Genomic DNA, 16,315 nt, shown 5'->3' with positions numbered 1-16,315 from the left:
CATCTGGTTCGCACATGCCTACCGGCCTTGTGCCGCCAACCATCGGTCAAGCTGCCTTTGTTTCTCCTGGATGATCTTATCGATCCCGGCCGCTTTCAATTCCTGGTTCATACGCGGCAATACGACAGATGGGTCCAGGGAACCGCATTCCAATGCGTTGCGGTATGCGTCCAGCACCCCATTGCAAGCGCTTACTTCCCCCAGTACATCCCTATTGTCCCACACAAACCCGCGCGCCGGAGAAGGATGTGCTTCCCGGTTAAACGCTTCCACCTGCTGCCAGACATCCGGCGGGTCCTCCTGCCAGACATTCACAATCAGCTCGTTTGGCCAAGACCACGTCATAAAGCTATAAAAGAGGCTTGCATCGTCCCTGTTTTCGGGAAACCCTATGATTTTTTGCTCGCGGTCAAGCACTTGATAGGTCTTCCCCTCGATGCCATAGGTGAGCAAATTGGCCAGCTCCGGGTTGGTGTACATCTCATTGAGCACCTTCACCGCCTTGTCGGGCCGTTCGCTCGTAGAGCCGATACTCCACATCGAAGAAACCAAAGTGGTTTCGCTATATGCCGGGACAATTTCAAAAATCCCGATCTCATATCCAACATTCCGGGTGGCTTCCCCATATTTATCGGGCTTTACATTGGCGAAATGCCCAAAGCCTTTCCCTGCCCGCATCATAGAAAACTCGTCCACAGTGTTGGCAGCGCCGTCGGGCATCATCAAGCCTTTCTTCGCCCAATCCCACTGCAGTTCAACCATTTCCCGGTAAGAATCCGTCTCAAACAGATTGACCACCTCGGTGGAATCAGAGAAACTGTCCTCCAATACACCCAGGTCGTCGCCCAGGCGGTCGTAAGCCAAGGGCAGGCGGGCCAGCCCTGAACTGGTGACCACTGGATACATCCCTGGATAAGCATCCCGGACTTTGATCAGCAAGTCCTCCAGATCCTGCATCGTTTGGAGATCCTCCTCGTAGACGCCCAACGCCTCTGCGAGATCCTTCCGATAGATAAAGCCACGCCCCGTAGCCTTTTCCCGGTTGATCGGTACGCCACAGATCATCCCATTCACGGTGACACATTGCCAATCCTCCGGAGGGATTTCCTCCTGGATCTCCGGGCCGCACAGGGACAAATAGTCGTTCAGTGGGGTGACCAACCCGTAATTGACCATCACAGAAACGCCCATTTCAAACGTTGGGAACAGGTCAACCTTTTTTCCCGTAGAAACCGCCAATTTCACTTGCTGGAGGCAGCTCTCTTCCAACCCCTGGTAATGAATGCTAATTTGCGCCCCGCAAGAATCCCGGATAATGGCATTCGCGCGGGCCTCGATCTCCTTCCGAAGGGGTTCTGAGGCGCGTCCCAGTGCATACACGTCCACTGTGTAAAGGCCGCTGGGATCACTCTCTGGAGCGGCTTGCTCCGTCCCGGTGGTTCCACCGTTACAGGCAACCAGCTGGAGAAGAAAAAAGCCCGTAAGCAGAACCGACAACCATTTTGCCCGTTTCATGTGACGCCCCTTCCTTTCCTTTGCCGCAGAGCGGCGCACGAAAACGCTATAAGGATTTTCCTCTTGGAATGTCCGGCTAAGGCGCCGTTTGCTTTGGGAATCTTCCCCTTTGTCCATTTGGCCTTTATGATTCACTGTGTGTATATTGTACTCCGTTGATCTTTTCGTTTCTGCCAAAATCCCGACCTCCATTATCAAAAAACCGACGACTTTTCTATATTCTTCTATGCATGAAACAAAGATTATCAAAAATCCGACCTGACACTATCAGGAATCTGACTTTCACACCCTTCTATTATACTACAAAACAGGCTGATCCCCATCCTTTTCCCACCTTTTCGCGGACCTTGCCCAAACAGGGGCCACCCCATCCCCTTTTCCAGCCCTTGCAGGCACAAAACGGGGGCGGCTATTGTTTAACGGCCCATTGCAATAAAAAAAGTACGCCGCGGACTTCCGCAGCGTACCCCACTGATGAATGTATTGTTTCGTTATTTCTGGTTCTTTGTGAAGTTCCAGGAATCGCGGCACATGTCGTCCAAGGTATACTTGGCCTCCCAGCCGAGCTCTTCCTTGGCCTTTGTTGCATCCGCATAGCACTCGGCAATGTCGCCCGGGCGGCGCGGCGCAATCTTGTAGTTGATCTTCACGCCGGAAGCCTTCTCGAATGCTTTCACAACATCCAGCACCGAGCTGCCCTTGCCGGTGCCCAGGTTGTAAACCTCAGCGCCCTGGATGCTGTCCAGCTTCTGCAACGCCTTGATGTGGCCCACAGCCAGATCACACACATGGATATAATCGCGCACGCCGGTCCCATCCGGGGTCGGATAGTCGTCGCCATAGACGGAGAGGCACGGCAGCTTGCCGGCAGCCACGCGGGCGATATACGGCATCAGGTTGTTCGGGATGCCGTTGGGGTTTTCACCGATCAGGCCGGACGGATGCGCGCCGATCGGGTTGAAGTAGCGCAGCAAAGCGACCTTCAGATCCTTATCCGCAACACAGACGTCCTTCAGGATCTGCTCGATGAAATACTTGGTCGTGCCGTACGGGTTCGTGGTGCCGCCCGCGGGCATATCCTCCTTAAACGGCACCTTATTGTTCATGCCGTAGACCGTTGCGGAGGAGCTGAAGACGATCTTCTTTACATTGTATTTGCGCATGAGGTCGAGCAGGTGCAGGGTGCCCGTGATGTTGTTGTGATAATACTCCAGCGGCTTCTGGACGGATTCGCCCACCGCCTTGAGGCCCGCAAAGTGGATCACGGCATCGATCTTGTTCTCTTTGAAGATCTTCTCAAAGTTGTCGTAATCGAGCATGTCGCACTCGTAGATCGGGAAGGTCTTGCCCGTGATCTTCTCCACGGCGCGCAGGGCGTCCGGAGAGGAGTTCACATAGTTATCCATCACGATGATATCAAATCCATTGTTGAGCAGCTCCACACAGGTGTGGGAACCGATAAACCCGGCGCCGCCGGTCACCAGTACGGTCATAATCAATCATCCTTTCCAGTATCCGGCCGTCACCGCACGCCCAGCGCACCGCGCGCCGGACAGCAACCGCCGGTCATTTCTATTCGTTCCAGGTATGCAGGCCCCAAAACACCGCCCGCTTACCTGTGTGTGCAGGGGTCCATTTCCGCCGGGCTTTCCGGCGCGAGAACCTCTTATTCGCCCTTCTTGCTCTCCATGAACTTTGCGTAAGCGGCGCGCAGTTCCTTGGAGGTCTCCTCCGGGCAGGTCGGGTTGCAGTGCGCCCATGCGCCGGTTTCGCTGGAAGCGTTGAACTTCTGCTTGTCTGCGCTGCGCATCGGCGGGAAGAACTCAATGTGGAAGTGGAAGTCCTTGGAGTAGTCGCCCGAGTTGACCGGCGCATTGTGCATGCACATCATGTACGGGAAGCGATAGTCAAACAGGCTGTCAAGCATCCCGACGGTGTCGCGGATGGTGACGCCCAGGGTGTACTTCTCCTCTTCGGTCAGGTCGGTGATATACTGCACATGGCGGTTTGCCATGATGTAAACACCGTAAGGATACTCGCAATAGAACGGAAGGTACACGGTAAAGTGCTCGTTCTGGAAAATAATGCGCTTTTGGGCCTCGAGCTCATTCTTCAGCGTATCGCAGAAGAGGCAGTTTCCGGTCTTCTCGTAATATTCCTTTGCAGACGCGGTCTCCAGCCGCAGCTTCTTCGGGATGAACGAGTAGCCGTACATCTGGCCGTGCGGATGGGGCATGGTCACGCCCACCACTTCGCCGCGGTTCTCAAAGGGGAAGACGTACTTGATCTTCTCGTCGGAGCGCATCACATTGAACCGCTCGCACCAGAGGTCCACCAGCTTCTTCATGTGGTCGTAGGACAGCTCCGGCATGGTCACCGTATGGCCGGGGGAATACAGAATTACTTCGCATTTGCCATAGGACGGCTTTACTTTGAAGAAATCGTTTGCAATCCCCTCGTCCGGCTCCGGCGGGTTCTGGGAAAGCGCCGGGAAGTCGTTGTCATACTCCAGCACCTCATAGTCCGGCACATTGCCGAAGCTGGGGCAAAACGGGCAGTAGTCCTTGGGCATCTGGGGGCGTCCCTGCCGGTTGGACGCAATCATCACCCAGTCTTGAATCAATGGATGCCATCTCAATTCCGCCATGATAAATTTCCTCCTATATCCCTATGTAAAATTTGGTACAAAATGATGTATTACAGGACGCGCGTGCCGCCGACCGGACGGATGCGCAGGTTGTGGCAGCTTCCCTCGCCGGTGACCGCTTCCATCGCCTTGACGAATTCCGGCAGGTAGTCCACCGGGACAAAGGTCTGCACGGTGCCGGCAAAGCCGCCGCCGTGTACGCGGTAAGCGCCGCCGCGCTTCTCCAGCAGGCGCTGTGCCAGCGCCAGGACGATCGAAACACCCTGCTGCTGCGGGTGGCTGGCCGAGAACACGTTTTGCAGATACATATAGCTGGAATAGCCGGATTCAATAACCAGCTTCTTAAAGGCGTCAAAGTCGTTTGCCTTGAGCGCCGCCGCCTCTTCGAGCACGCGGGCGTTCTCTGCAAAGAAATGCATGGCGCGCAACACGCAGCGGTCGCCCATCTTCTGGCGGAGCGCCGCAATGTTGGCATAGAACTCTTCTTCGTCCACCTCGCGCAGGACTTCCTTGCCGAAGAAGGCCGCGACCTCCTTCATCTCCGCCGGGACCGCCGCATAATCCGGCGTCAGGTCGGAGTGGCTGCCCTTGGTGTCGATGATGCAGAGCGCATAGCCGCACTTCGTGAAATCAAAGTCGACCTTCTGGGCCTCCGGGTGATCCTTATCCTGGAAATCGATCTGTACAAATCCGCCCACGGAGCTGGCTGCCTGGTCCATCAGGCCGCACGGCTTGCCAAAATACACGTTTTCCGCATACTGGCCGATCTGGGCGATGGAGAGCGCGCTCTCTTTGCCTCCGCAGAACAGCTCGTTTACGATGGTCCCCACCAGCACCTCGAAGGCGGCGGAAGAGGACAGGCCGGAGCCGGTCAACACATTGGAGGTCGTGTATGCGTCAAAGCCGCCGACCGTATAGCCCAGCTGCTGGTAACGCGCGCAGATGCCGCGGATCAGGGCGCGGGACGTGTTCACCTCGGAGGGGTTGACGTCCTGGTTCTTCGCGTCGATCTCATCCCCCCGGTGGCCTTCGGACTTGATGCGCACCTTGGTGTCCGGGTTCTGGGAAACAATGGCGATAACGTCCAAATTGACGCTGGCCGCCAACACGCGGCCGCGCTGATGGTCCGTATGGTTGCCGCCGATTTCCGTACGCCCAGGCGCGCTGAAGATGGAAATATGGCGGTCTGCGCCATAGAGCCCTTCGAACGACTCGATGGCCTTTATGAATCTCTCGCGGTAGCCGGCGACGTCCGCCGTGCTGCACGCATAGATGTAGGCCAGCTTCTCATCCAGGCCGCCGCTGGAGATCAGGGTTTTGACTTCTGCTGAAAGCATGATTGGTACCTCCCGTTTTTCCTATGTTTTTTCCAGAGCGGAACATCCTTTCCGCCGTCCGGTTTTGTTCCTTTGTCTTGTTTTCATTGTATCCCCATTGGGGCACACAGACAAGGGCAATCCGTATCAATTTTATGGATATTTGATGCAGGGATCTAAAATTTTCCTGCCCTGCGCCCAAAGCGCGTGCTAAAATAGGCGCTTTCCCTCCAAAAAATCGCATTTATTAAATTATACCATATTTTATAAAGATTACCACTGCTTTTTAGAAAACATCCGGCGCAGGTTTGCATCCCATCCATTCCGCCAAGAACGCCCCATGAATCTATCCGTATTTTTATCTGTACTTTTTCCCCACATTTTTTTGTGTATAATGCGATAAATCCGTCAAGAACTTGCTTCACTATCGATTTCATTATAAAATAGTACTTAGAACCGTTCCCAAACTATACAGAAACGGCGTGTGCGCTATGAACACTCACATTTCTTCCAAAAAGCAAATCCTCCAGGTATTGATGCTCTTCGTCGTGCCGTTGGTCCTCTTCCTGACCGGCTACAATTTTTATACCATGCGCGCGATGAACGAACGCGTTGCGGAAAGCAACCGCAGCGCTGTTTACCTATATGAAAGCTCCCTGGAGAAGGACCTCCAGGATATCGACCTATTCCTCGCCAACCTCGTGGTGGGCGACACCAATTTTCAAAGGCTGCACAGTGAAATGGAGCCCGTGGAAGCGCACCTTTGCGCCAAACAAATCGTGGACCGCTATCAGGAGCTGATCTCCACAAAACAGATCATCGGGGGGATGTTCCTATTTACCGAGCCAAACGGCCTTTACCGGGAGATATACGGCGGGGCATATTCGTATTCGCTTAAGGAACAGATGCTCACGTATTTTGAACAGCTCACCCAATCCGGTTCGATCGACCGCAGCCGTTGGCAGGTCCTGTCCTTGGATGGGCAGGCATTTTTGTACCGCGTACTGGGCACCAACGGCGTCTATTCGATCTGCGCCGTGGATCTCGACATGCTGTTGGCCCCGCAGGACTCTACCGACCCATCCAGCGGCGTGCTTCTCTACACAGGGCCGGATGGAACGCTGCTGACCTCAGTGGAATGGGCGCAGGGGGCAAACATCCAAATACAGTACACCGACGACGCCTTTTACCTGACGGGCGCAGGCAAGTATCTCGCTGTACAGGACTATTCCGATGTGGCGGGGGTCTGGTTTGTCTATCTAACGCCCTACCAGAATTTGTTCCACCAGATGGACTTCCTCCTTTTGTTCCTGATGTCCGCCGTCCTCCTGATTTTGCTCCTGGTCTGCTGCTATATCTTAAAGGGCCTGTTCCTAAAACCGATGGACCATCTGGTCCAGACCATGAACGCCATCAAAAGCGGCGACCTAGATGCAAAGATGGAGACCAACTACCGTGTAATGGAATTCCAGCAGATGAGCGATACCTTCAACGGGATGATGGAGGAAATCAAATCGCTGAAAATCTCCGCTTATGAAAAAGAACTGGAATTGCAGCAGGCGCAGCTGCAATATTTGCAGATTCAGATCCGCCCCCACTTTTTCCTGAACTGCTTGAAAAATCTCTACGCATTGGCACAGGAGCAGCAATATGACCGGATTCAACGGATGATCCTGGCCCTGTCCGACTACCTGCGCTATCTGTTTTCCAACAATATGACGTTTGTCCCCCTACAGGATGAATTGCGCAGCGTCAAGCGCTACCTGCTGCTTGAGCAGATGAGCGCTTCCTGCCCGCCTGTCTGTGAAATCGACGCGGACGAACGTCTTTTAGACTTCCAGATCCCTCCCATGTCGATCCTGACCTTTGTCGAAAACTCGGTGAAACATGCCTCCCTTCCCGGGGAAGCCCTTTCCATCTATATCAAGGTCATGGAGCTAAAAACCGAAGATGCCCAATACATCAATATCTCGATCTCCGACAACGGCAGCGGCTTCCCCCCGGAAACCCTGGAAAAACTCAACCGTGCGGAAAAAATCGAGTACACCGGGCAACACGTGGGGATTCTCAATGTAAAGCACCGCTTTGCGCTGCTTTACCAGGGAAAGAGCATCTTCTCCTTTAGCAACCTGAAAAAAGGGTCCCGGATTGAACTATTTATTCCAGAAGAGGGTGGAAACGATGACCGTTCTTGTAGTCGATGATCAAACCAATGTGGTCAGCGGGATTATTTCCGGGGTCCATTGGAGCGATATCGGGGTGTCGAAGGTCCTGCCGGCCTACAATGCCTTCGAAGCAAAGCAGGTTCTCTCCACAGAGAAAATCGACATTATGCTCTGCGACATTGAAATGCCGGTGGAAAGCGGCCTTGACCTATTCCGCTGGGTCCGGAAGCAAGGGCTAGATACCGAATGCATCTTCTTGACCGCCCACGCCGACTTTTTTTATGCAAAAGAGGCAGTCCGCTTGGGCGGGTTCGACTATATCCTCCAGCCTGCCCGGTATGAGGACATCCAGGCTTCCGTCCTGCGGGCCGTCCAAAAAGTAAAAAACCGCCGGGAGCAGCAAGAATATTATTCCTATGGCAAGATGATGTACCGCCGGCGGGACGTCCTACTGGAGGGGTTGCTTAAAGGATGGTATATTGGCGAGGATGTCCAGCTCGCTTCGATTTTGGAGGATTTCGAAAAGCTGGAATGCCCGATCCGCGCGGACACGCCCATCTATTTCGTTTTGATCCAACTGCTCCGCTGGAATAGTCAGGACGGCATTTGGAACCGCGACCTGCTAAAATATGCCTTTTCGAATATCTTATCGGAACTTTTCGCCCAATACGGCCAAAAAATCCTCCTGGTGCAGTTGGACCGTGCCTCCTTGGCGTTTCTCTCTTATTCCGATGAATCCGTTTTTATGGATGAATCCGCCCTGCGCCGGCAGCTTACCGCATTTACAGAGGTGTGCCAAGCCCATTTCCATTGCGAAGTAGCCTGCTATTCCGGGCCTCGCCTGTCTCCCCCTGAATTGACTGCGCGCACCAGGGAACTCTTCCGCCTGCGGAACCGGAATGTGGCCCTCGCCAGCGGGGTGTTCTTTCCAAACGAATCGCTGGAGGCCCCGCAAAAACATGTGGACCCTCCCAGCCTGAAACGTTGGGAAAGCCTTTTGGGAAGCGGTTACGCGTCCCTTGCCTGCGACGAGGCCCAAGCCTATTTGGACCACCTCGCCCAGTCCGGCGCGCTGGACGCAGAGAATCTGCAACTTTTTTATCAATCCGTGCTCCAGATGCTTTGCAATGCGGCGGAAACAGCCTCCGTCCCACCGGGGGAATTCCTGCCAGAACAAAAACTATTCCAGCGTTCCTTGAACACCTACCTGACGATTGACGATGTAAAAAACTGGATGTCGCATGCTTTCCGCGCATTCCAGGCGGACGCCCACCCCAAAAAAGACACCAAAAGCCAGATGGAGCAGATCGTCCAATATATCCAGAACCATATCGAGCGGGATGTCCGGCGCACCGAGATCGCAGAAGAATTCTATCTGAATCCGGACTACCTCTCGCGCCTTTTTAAAAAGGAGATGGGGGTCCAGCTCAAAGATTTTATTGTGGCAGAAAAGATGAAGGTGGCGCAAAACCTCCTGCGGACCACTGCGCTCCCGGTCAGCATGGTTGCAGCAAAAGTTGGCTATACAAATTTCTCCCATTTTTCCCAGGTCTATAAAAAGATGATCGGCCGTTCCCCCGCGGAAGACCGTGCCTCCCAAACGGAAAAGCCCAGCGATTTTTCTGTCTAAAATGGTCGCTACAAAACCTCCAAGCGATGTTGCCCTTTGGGAGAGGACTAAAAAAACAGCCCTGGGCTTTTCCCCAGGGCTGAGAGGCCCGCGGCAATGGAACTGTGCCCCTCTTGTTATCCAGTATATCAATACCGTCTAACAAATGGGGGTCAGTTTCTAAAAGCCGCGGGCCTCTTTGCGTTCATTCCGATTGGGTGAGATAAGCGATCTCCTGCCCTACATTTTCTTTCGTAACAATCCGATGGGGCGCCCGCACATATTGGCCGTTCATCCCTTCTACCACTTGCTGGGGGTCGCTGCCTTCCGTGAGCGCACAGGCAATATCCAGCATGGCCTGTGCCTGGAGCTGTGCATCGTTGACCACAGAACCGAGCATTTCCCCATTCTGGATCGCCTCCAGAGCGGCAAGCGTCCCGTCAACCCCCACTACGACCGGTCCATTTTCAAGCATATCCTGCGCTTTCAAGGCGTCAATCGCGCCGAGGGCCATGTCGTCGTTGTTGCTGAGCACCACTTCGATTTCATCACCAAATTGGTCGAGCCAGGAGGTCATCTTTGCCGTACCGAGGGAACGCTGCCAGTTGGCTGTATCGTTAGCCAGCTTTTCCATCTGTACGCCGCCGGCCGTGATCGTTTTCACCGAATATTCGGTGCGGATCAGGGAATCCTGATGTGCTTGTTCCCCTTCCAGCATCACATATTGCAGCTTTCCATCCCCGTTTTTATCGATCCCCGCGTCTTTTTTGAGCGCATTCAAGATGATCTGGCCCTGCATGATCCCGGATTCTTTCGCATCCGTCCCCACGTAATACGCCCGGTCCCACATGCGGATATCCTCTTCCACCGGCTCCCGGTTGAAAAATACCACCGGGATATCCGCCCGTTTCGCCTTATCGATGATGACCGCCGCAACGGTGCGGTCCACCATATTCACACAGATGACATCGTACGAACGGGAGATGAAATTATCCACCTGGTCGTTTTGGTTGGATTGGCTGTTTTTTCCGTCCGCAATATTCAGGATGATCTTTTTGCCTGTCTCGCTCTCCATTTGTTTCGAAACCCTCTCCAGGTCATCGCATAGGGCTGTGATAAACGTATCGTCGCTGCGGTAGGTTGCCACGCCGATCCGGACGGTTTCGATCTGTTGTTCTGGGTTGTTGGTTTCGCAGGAAGCGGAGAGCGCAAGGCATGCCACCCCCAATAGCGCACACAGTGCCCTTTTTACAAGTCGCTGTATCACGGTATCACCCCTTTCTTCGGCCGCTTAACGGACAAATGGGAAGAGCAGCCTTTGATTTTCTGGAGAATACATATCCGCAGAATTAACAATGGCAAAATTGATGGTGGCGCTCTCAGCCTCGTTCCCCTGGATCTGGTCGACCGCCGCCTTCACGCCCAAATAGCCGATATTGAACTCATTTTGCACACCGATGGATGTGATGACTTTCTCCTCCAAGTAGGAGACAACCTGGTTTGTCCTCCCTACCCCATAGATATCCACCGTGGTCACGCCGGGTGGGCTGAGCTCTTTTTCGGCCCGGGCCACAGCTTCCAGCGTAGCGCCATCTAACGCCACCGCCTTGTTGACGTCCTGCCGTTGCAAAAGCGTTTTTGCCGTCTCATAGGCCTGCGTTGGATCGTCCGGGATCTCCCAAAAGCCCAATTCCATCCCATATTGTTGCAACACTTCCAACACGCCCTGGTAGCGCTCCTTCACACTGGAGCAGGAAAGGCTGTTTTGTAAAATCGCGACTTTGGTGCCTTTGCCCCCGCTGGCAAGGATTTCCTCCCCCAGCGCCTGCCCAAGGCTGACATTGTCGCAGCCAATATAGGGGAGTGTCTCCATCCCCGCCACCGTGGATTCGATCGCGACGACCGGCACATGTTTTTGGGCCTCCTCAATAGGGGCGCGCAGGTCTTCCGAATTGGCCGGCGCAATCAGCACCGCATCCGCGCCATTCTGCACTTCCCGGTTCAGGAGGGAGATCTGCTCGGACGCATCATTCTCACTGGAAAGATAGATCGGCGTAATCTCTACATTCAGGTCGTTTGCCGCCTGTTCAATCCCCTGTTCAATGGTGCTCCAGCTTTCTGTCTTTTTTCCGCGGGCAATAAAGGAAATCTGAATCGTCTCGTCCTGTTTGGGGCTCCAAACACTATCGCCGGACAACCGCACCAGGGAGACGCCCAACAATAAAAAAACAATTGCGACCACCAATATTTTTTTCTTACTCATGAAAAACCTCCAGCACGGCCCACGCCGGGATGTTTTTTCCACAATCCTTCCGGCAAGTGTTGAAAACCCTTCCCCTGGCGGGACGGCGCGTCCCCCGGACCTTTGGGCTTTGCCTGCGCACCGGGCCGTTCTTCCGCAGTCCATCCAAAGGGACCGCTTTTTAGGTGACCGGCAAATGGATGCGGGCTGTCGTCCCTTCGTCCGGCTCACTGTAAAGGGAGAGGCCGTAGTCGGCGCCGAAATAGAGCTGGATGCGCTCTTGCACATTTTTAAGCCCGATCCCAGACCCCTTCCCGCGCACCTTCCCTGTATCCTCAGTCAGCAAGGCGTCGGCCTGTTCTTGCGGCATGCCGAGCCCATTGTCCACCACGTCAATATACAAGTCTTTGCCCTTTCGGTATGCGCGGATGTGGATTTCGCCATCCCCATCCATAAACTCCATCCCATGGTAGATGGCGTTCTCCACCAACGGCTGTACAATCAATTTGATGGTCTGGCAGCTGAGTGTCTCCGGCTCTGCGGTGATGTCGTAGGAAAACTTATTTTTATAGCGGATCTTTTGGATCGTCAGGTAATTGCGCACATGTTCCAGTTCGTCCGCCACGGTGATAATATTTTTCCCCTTGGACAGGCTGATCCGGAACAGCTTCGCCAAAGCGGTAACCATCTGGATTGCGCCCTCATACCTTTCGTTTTCCACCATCCAGACAATGGAATCCAAGGTATTGTAGAGGAAATGCGGGTTGATCTGCGATTGCAGGGCGTCCATTTCACTCTTGCGCTTGCTCTCTTGCTCTGCCACCACATCGTCCATCAGCTTCCGCATCTGCTCCGCCATGGACCGGATCGCCTTGCCCAAGTGCTGGATCTCGTACGACCCTTTGATGCTAATATGGGCACCCAAATTCCCCTTTTCCAACTCTTTGACGGAACTCTCCAAGGATTTGATGGGATTTGCAATCCTTTGGGAAAGGAACATATTCACCGAAATCAAAAGAAAGATGGCAAAACAGACAAAGAACATCGAAAACATCTGGAATTGGCTATAGTCGTTCGTAATGTCCGGCATGGGCACCACGCCGACAATGCGCCAGCCCGTATACCCGACCGTTTTAACGGTCACCAGGCGCTGCTGGCCTTCAAACGTCTCTGTGTGGGTGCCGTCTTCATATTCCGCAGCCTGCCGATTATTTTCATGGAGCAAGTCGGAGTAAATCAACTGCTGGCGCGGGTGATAAATAATCTCGCCGTTGGAATCGATGAGATACAAATATCCCGATTCCCCCAGGTCAACATTTTTGCAGATCTGTTCAATGCCGCTGAAATTCATATCCACCAGCAGCACGCCGTGCACGATGGAGCCGCTGCGCGTAAGTTCAATGGAACGGCTGAGGGACACCACCCAGTTGTAGCGGTTGTCGGAATTTATAAACAAATTCTGCACATGCGGGGTGGAAAAATGCAAATTTTCGATCCGTTCGTTTGCGTCCACAAACCAGCTTTGGCTCTTTGGGTCCACCGTCGCCTTCAGCTGGGAGAGCGGCTCCGCTGCAACCACTTCGCCGTTGTCCGTAAAGACCGCCACGCTCACCAAAAGATCCCGGTTCGTCTCATAGAGCAGCCCCATATCTTTGGTGAGGCTTTCCATATCTGTATCGATATCGACATTTTTGATCACGCGGTAATACATCGAATCCGAAACGCGCATCATATTGTGCAGGTAATTATCCAAGTTCAAATTGACCTGGTTCAACATGCGGCGGTTGTCATCCGAAATCATTTGCTCGTTGGAGTTGACAAAGCGTGCAGACAGGATCACCGCCACCAGGATCATTCCGGTCACCGCCACCAAGGTAAAGGTGATCGAAATGGTAAACTGGAGGCTGCGTTTTTTAAAGGCATGTTTGATTTTTTGCGTGAGATATCTCAGGCGTCTCAGCATCACAATCCTCCAAAAGGTATGCAGCTCGCAGCCTAGCCCTTCCAAATGCGCCGCTTATTCCAAGCGGCCCTTGTCCACATCCTCTCTCACAGGCGGAGCAGACTGGCGGTATTTGGACGGGGAGACCCCGAAGCGCTTTTTAAAAACATAACTAAAGTAATTTGGCTCCGTATAACCCACTTTCCCTGCAATTACATAAGTCTTATCATCCGTTGTATTCAGCAAATTCAACGCATTCTGGAGGCGGACTTCGGTTAGGTAGGAGACAAAGCTCATCTCCGTCTCCCGTTTAAATACGGTGGAGAAATACGCGGGACTCACATGCAGAACGGCGCAGAGCTTTTCCACGGAAATCTCCGGGTCCATGTAGTGTTCTTCAATATACTGTTTGGCATTGCGCGCCAAAAGCTTTGTGGAATCCAATCGTTCCCGCTTCACCTGCGCGCTGATGCGAATACAACTTTCAATCAGCCATTGGCGGATCTTAGAAGGGGAATGCGAAAAAATAGTTGTAAAGTAGTTGAACTCTTCGCCAAAAATTTCATCAATATTCAGCTCATACGTGCGCACAACGCGCAGCAAGGATGTAACGAGCTCAACCAGATAGACCTGGTATTGCCCCACCGGGATCAGCTGTGACTCAATGCGGGAGAACATCTCATTGATCACCTTGGTGATCTCCTCTTCCCCGCCCAGTTTGATCGCATTGATGAGCGCACGCTCCTCCTGCTCGCCAAACTGTAGCTGCACGGATGTGTCCGGCTCCACGTCCTTGATATAAATGGCGCGTCCTTCCCCGATAATGGCGCTGTAGTCCAGAGCACTTTGCGCCTCCTGGTACGAGCGGCTGATCTCATTGAGGTTGGTGCAAAGCCCCCCAATGCCGGCGGAGATATCCCCGCCCCAGATGCGCCCTGCGCTCTTGCAAACTTCGTTCAATCCAGTGATCAAAGCCGCAACGCTATTTTCCCCTTGGAAATCGGCTAGGATAACCACGTTATCCATATAAAGGAAACTGGTAAAATGGCAGAAACGCCCCAACATTTCCTCCACGGTCTTTGCCACGGAAAGCGGGACCAACTCTTGTGCGCTGCGCAGCGGGCCTGCATTGGCCAGCGCCTGGGAGGCGTCGCCCTCCGCGTGGACCAGCGCAACCGCCCAATATTTCGCATCCAATTTCAGTTGGAACATCCCCGCCTGTGCCTGTACCCGCTGCCGGGGTACACGCCCTTCCAGCAGGCCGACCAGGAATTGCTCCCGCAAAACGGGCAGGCTTTCCTCATAATTGCGCCGCAATTTTTCAATATCGCGTTGGTCCGCAAGCTCTTGATCGAGCTGGCTTTTCAACTTTTTGAGCGTCTGCGTAAGCTCCTGTGCATTGACCGGCTTGAGCAGATACTCTGTAACATTCAATTTGATGGCCTTCTGTGCATATTCGAAATCATCAAACCCAGAAAAAATAATCATTTTTACAGAAGGCATCTTTTCTGCAATATGCTCGCACAGCTGCAAGCCATCCATAAACGACATCTTGATATCGGTCATAATCACATCCGGGTGCAGATGCTCGGCCAATTCCAACGCTTCCACACCATTTTCCGCACTGCCGACTACTTCATATCCCAAAGCATTCCAATCGATCTTGCGGATGATTCCTTCACGAATCTCCTCCTCATCATCCACCACAATTACACGATATTGTCCCATAGGAAACTCCTTTATTGATTTTCAACCAGCGGTCTTTCCTGTAGCATTTCGCAAATTTTGCTTAAAAAACGGCAATTTTTCCATCTATTTGATCGGTGTTTAAATTTATTGTACCATTCTTACACAAATTACGCAATACTTTCCGTTTCATCAGCACTCCTGCCATCATTGCCGCATGGGCAGGCACTTTGAAATTCACTTCCATAGGATATCCCTTTGGAACGGCCACTTGGCTTATAAACAAAAAATTGTATTCTTTTATTTTAACAGATTCTTTGCCATTCTGCTTCAAATTTGGAAAATTTCCTCCCCTAAAGCCATTATTTTTTGCCAAATGCCCTCTGGAGCCCGCGGTATAACCCCATGTCCCTTCTTACAGCTGTACAAAGTTTTGCCCATATCCCCTCTTTTGCCCGGCCATATAGGAACTGCGGACCGCCTCCCGGCTTTTCCTCCCGCTATAAGGCCCGTTCCATATGGGAAATGCATGCAAATCCACGTTCAAGGGCCCCCCAAAATGCCAACCATAAAACAAAAAGCCTGTTCCGGCAAAGCCGGAACAGGCTTGAATTTTCGTAATATAAATTACTTTCTTCTGTACTTGGACAGGTCGATTGCAACAGCGATGGCGATGATGATGCCCTTGATCACCTGCTGCCACATCGGGCTGACGCCGATGAACTGCAAGCCATACTGGATAACGGTGAAGATCAACACGCCGCTGATGATGCCGCCAACGGTACCGATACCGCCGTTCAACGATACGCCGCCGACCACGCAAGCTGCGATTGCGTCGAGCTCATAGCCGTCGCCGTAGTTGTTCGTTGCACCAGCCGTTCTAGCTGCTTCCAGAACGCCGCCAACACCATACATGAAGGAAGCGAGGATGAAGATACCCATGATGGTCTTGAATACGTTAACACCGGAAACAACAGCTGCTTCACGGTTGCCGCCGATTGCATAAACGTTCTTACCAAAGACCGTCTTATTCAATACGAACCAGATAGCAATGGTGAACACAACGGCGATCGGAACCAAAACAGAAATTCTACCAAACAGCTTGGTCTGGCCGATTGCGGAGAAGTCCGGACGGATACCGCCGATCGGCTGGGAGCTGTTCGGAGGCATATCGAAATACAGGGAACATGCGC

The 16,315-nt window shown here is 53.0% G+C and carries 12 protein-coding genes; 2 read left to right on the top strand and 10 right to left on the bottom strand.

All coding sequences use genetic code 11. The features are described from left to right. Positions 1-18: 18 nt before the first annotated feature. The 4 genes from B5F54_RS04410 to B5F54_RS04395 form a co-directional block, all read right to left on the bottom strand. A complete protein-coding gene (locus B5F54_RS04410; RefSeq protein ID WP_172749569.1) occupies positions 19-1,515 on the bottom strand; it encodes an ABC transporter substrate-binding protein in 1,497 nt (498 codons plus the stop codon). 491 nt (positions 1,516-2,006) lie between these two features. Continuing rightward, positions 2,007-3,008 (bottom strand): UDP-glucose 4-epimerase GalE, encoded by a 1,002-nt coding sequence (gene galE, locus B5F54_RS04405; protein ID WP_087231067.1) that lies wholly within the window; start codon positions 3,006-3,008, stop codon positions 2,007-2,009. Positions 3,009-3,181: 173 nt separating this feature from the next. Further along, positions 3,182-4,162: a galactose-1-phosphate uridylyltransferase gene (gene galT / locus B5F54_RS04400; RefSeq protein ID WP_087231064.1), complete on the bottom strand. Its 981-nt coding sequence runs from the start codon at positions 4,160-4,162 to the stop codon at positions 3,182-3,184. Positions 4,163-4,212: 50 nt separating this feature from the next. After that, positions 4,213-5,499 carry a galactokinase gene (locus B5F54_RS04395; RefSeq protein ID WP_087231061.1) on the bottom strand — a complete coding sequence of 429 codons (1,287 nt, stop codon included), beginning with the start codon at positions 5,497-5,499 and terminating at the stop codon, positions 4,213-4,215. Between the two features lie 470 nt (positions 5,500-5,969). Between B5F54_RS04395 and B5F54_RS04385 the strand changes: the two genes are divergently transcribed. Beyond that, on the top strand, positions 5,970-7,682 hold the full coding sequence (locus B5F54_RS04385; RefSeq protein ID WP_087231055.1) for a sensor histidine kinase: 1,713 nt from the start codon (positions 5,970-5,972) through the stop codon (positions 7,680-7,682). Next, a complete protein-coding gene (locus B5F54_RS04380; RefSeq protein WP_087231052.1) occupies positions 7,660-9,273 on the top strand; it encodes a response regulator transcription factor in 1,614 nt (537 codons plus the stop codon). Before B5F54_RS04385 ends, B5F54_RS04380 begins: the two co-directional genes overlap by 23 nt. Before the next feature lie 184 nt (positions 9,274-9,457). Here the strand turns inward: B5F54_RS04380 and B5F54_RS04375 are convergent, their stop codons facing one another. From B5F54_RS04375 to B5F54_RS04350, 6 genes are all read right to left on the bottom strand, one after another. Beyond that, positions 9,458-10,519: a galactose ABC transporter substrate-binding protein gene (locus B5F54_RS04375; RefSeq protein ID WP_237966920.1), complete on the bottom strand. Its 1,062-nt coding sequence runs from the start codon at positions 10,517-10,519 to the stop codon at positions 9,458-9,460. A gap of 24 nt (positions 10,520-10,543) precedes the next feature. Then, entirely contained in the window at positions 10,544-11,515 is a 972-nt protein-coding gene (locus tag B5F54_RS04370) for a substrate-binding domain-containing protein (protein WP_172749567.1), read from the bottom strand. 160 nt (positions 11,516-11,675) lie between these two features. Beyond that, positions 11,676-13,457 carry a sensor histidine kinase gene (locus B5F54_RS04365; protein ID WP_087231047.1) on the bottom strand — a complete coding sequence of 594 codons (1,782 nt, stop codon included), beginning with the start codon at positions 13,455-13,457 and terminating at the stop codon, positions 11,676-11,678. 54 nt (positions 13,458-13,511) lie between these two features. Beyond that, positions 13,512-15,164 carry a response regulator gene (locus B5F54_RS04360; protein ID WP_087231044.1) on the bottom strand — a complete coding sequence of 551 codons (1,653 nt, stop codon included), beginning with the start codon at positions 15,162-15,164 and terminating at the stop codon, positions 13,512-13,514. A gap of 61 nt (positions 15,165-15,225) precedes the next feature. Then, positions 15,226-15,498: a hypothetical protein gene (locus B5F54_RS04355; protein WP_140400324.1), complete on the bottom strand. Its 273-nt coding sequence runs from the start codon at positions 15,496-15,498 to the stop codon at positions 15,226-15,228. Positions 15,499-15,749: 251 nt separating this feature from the next. Then, a partial coding sequence (locus B5F54_RS04350; protein WP_442856104.1) for an ABC transporter permease subunit occupies positions 15,750-16,315 on the bottom strand: 566 nt, incomplete at its 5' end.

Origin of the sequence: Anaeromassilibacillus sp. An250 (assembly GCF_002159845.1) — a bacterium.
Taxonomy (GTDB): Bacteria; Bacillota; Clostridia; order Oscillospirales; family Acutalibacteraceae; genus Anaeromassilibacillus; species Anaeromassilibacillus stercoravium.
The sequence above is the reverse complement of the archived record's forward strand: the minus strand, read 5'-3'. Positions and strand labels throughout refer to the sequence as shown.